This is a genomic window from Rhizobium sp. RHZ01, assembly GCF_014851595.1.
Lineage (GTDB): Bacteria > Pseudomonadota > Alphaproteobacteria > Rhizobiales > Rhizobiaceae > Rhizobium > Rhizobium altiplani.
The window spans coordinates 1-1,542 of record NZ_JACUZZ010000075.1 but is presented as its reverse complement, the minus strand read 5'-3'; the positions used below and the strand labels follow the sequence as shown (position 1 = coordinate 1,542).

The following is a 1,542-nucleotide window of genomic DNA, read 5'->3' as shown; positions in this document are numbered from 1 at the left end:
CAGGCTGTTGAAGAAGTCAGTCGGGTTCGCAAACGAAGCCTGAATCATCTCCGTTGTGGATGTAGATGTGCCCGACAAGGCGTCCGGCTGAGCCGAGAGCAGCCCATCCGCGACCACAGGCCGGGTCATTCTCGTCTTGTCCCTCCCATGAGAACTCCGCACAGGCTGATCCGTTGCGTGCGCCGTAGCGGACATCGAGAAAGCCCTTGAGCGCGACGAATGCGATTTCTCCGTCCGCTGCTCCCTGGAATGTCAGATGCGCCTCTTCCACGAGATCGAGGACGTCGTTGTCCCAGTTGTCCATCTCGACGATGCGCCACCGACCGGCGAAGGCCTTGGCTAAGGCAGAAGCTCTCGCCATTAGCCTGCCTCCGTCACGAGCTTCGGCAGCCGTACAAGATTGTAGGCGGCGGCCGCGAAGGTGAAAGCCCATCCCACCCTGTCGCGACCGCGGAACTTTGTCTTGTCCTGCCCCGCCACGGTTTTCATCCAACCGAACGCCTCCTCGATACGCTTGCGGATGCGTAGGCTGACCCCGTATCCGGGATGGCGTGTAGTGCGTCCGTCGATAGCCGAGCGGCGACCATTGACGTTCTGTGCCACGTGGGGCGTCACCTTCATCGACCGCAAATCTTTGACGAAGTCTTTCGTGTCATAAGCCTTGTCGGCACCAAGGGTGATTGCCTGTGGCCGGTCGCAGAAAGGTTCAATCATGTGAAGAGCCGCGATGCGTTCGGCGTAACCGTTGGCCTCGGTCAGATGGGCATTGACCAGAAGACCATGGCGGTTTTCCATCAACCCATGCCCCATGAAGGAAAGCTTGGCCTCCTTGCCCTTTCCCTTCCTATACAGCTTTGCATCCGGATCGGTCGTTGATGCATGCGTCTCGTTGGAACGCTTTACGCCATGGAAGTCTGCTTCCGCGTTGCGACCACCGCCATCCGATGGTGGTTCGCCGTGATCGTCCTTTGAGCCGTCCTTCGGCCTGAAGCTCTTCATCGACGCCCAGGCTTCGATCAGCGTGCCATCGACAGAGAAATGGTCTGTGGACAGCAGCCGCTTTACCTTGGGTTGGGAAAGGATTGCACCCAGGAACTTCGCAGCGATATCACCATCGAGCAACCGGTCGCGGTTCTTCGAAAACACCGAATGGTCCCAAGCGGGATCGTCAACGCCGATGTCGACGAACCAGCGGAAGAGAAGGTCGTATTCCAACCGTTCCATCAGAAGTCGCTCAGAACGGATCGAATAGAAGGCTTGCAGAAGCATGGCGCGAAGAAGCTTTTCTGGCGCAATCGACGGTCGCCCGATCGGTGAATAGAGTGCTGCAAAATCCTGTTCCAATAAAACGAGCGCTTCGTTTACGATCTGCCGGATGGCCCGTAGAGGATGATCTTTTCGAACACGAGCCTCCAGATCCACATAACTGAAGAGTTCGCCTGTCCTCACATCGCCGCCGCGCATCCATCAGCTCCAAATCGCAATAAAGCGAGTGAATCACGACAGGAGCCTTGCGCCAATGCCTTTTTCAACAGCCTGCTA

Annotated in this window: 2 protein-coding genes; both read right to left on the bottom strand. The window is 57.4% G+C overall.

The window, feature by feature from the left end; translation table 11 throughout:
* Nucleotides 1-16 precede the first annotated feature (16 nt).
* Complete coding sequence (locus tag IB248_RS30835; RefSeq protein WP_192242237.1) at nucleotides 17-361, bottom strand: hypothetical protein; 345 nt, start codon at nucleotides 359-361, stop codon at nucleotides 17-19.
* Nucleotides 361-1,464, bottom strand: coding sequence for an IS5 family transposase (locus IB248_RS30830; RefSeq protein ID WP_192242236.1), 1,104 nt, complete (start codon nucleotides 1,462-1,464; stop codon nucleotides 361-363). The genes IB248_RS30835 and IB248_RS30830 overlap by 1 nt, the downstream gene beginning before the upstream one ends.
* Nucleotides 1,465-1,542: the final 78 nt, after the last annotated feature.

Coding starts and splice junctions, on each gene's coding strand:
- IB248_RS30830 (WP_192242236.1), bottom strand. CDS start 1,464: ATGCGCGGCGGCGATGTGAGGACAGGCGAACTCTTCAGTTATGTGGAT.
- IB248_RS30835 (WP_192242237.1), bottom strand. CDS start 361: ATGGCGAGAGCTTCTGCCTTAGCCAAGGCCTTCGCCGGTCGGTGGCGC.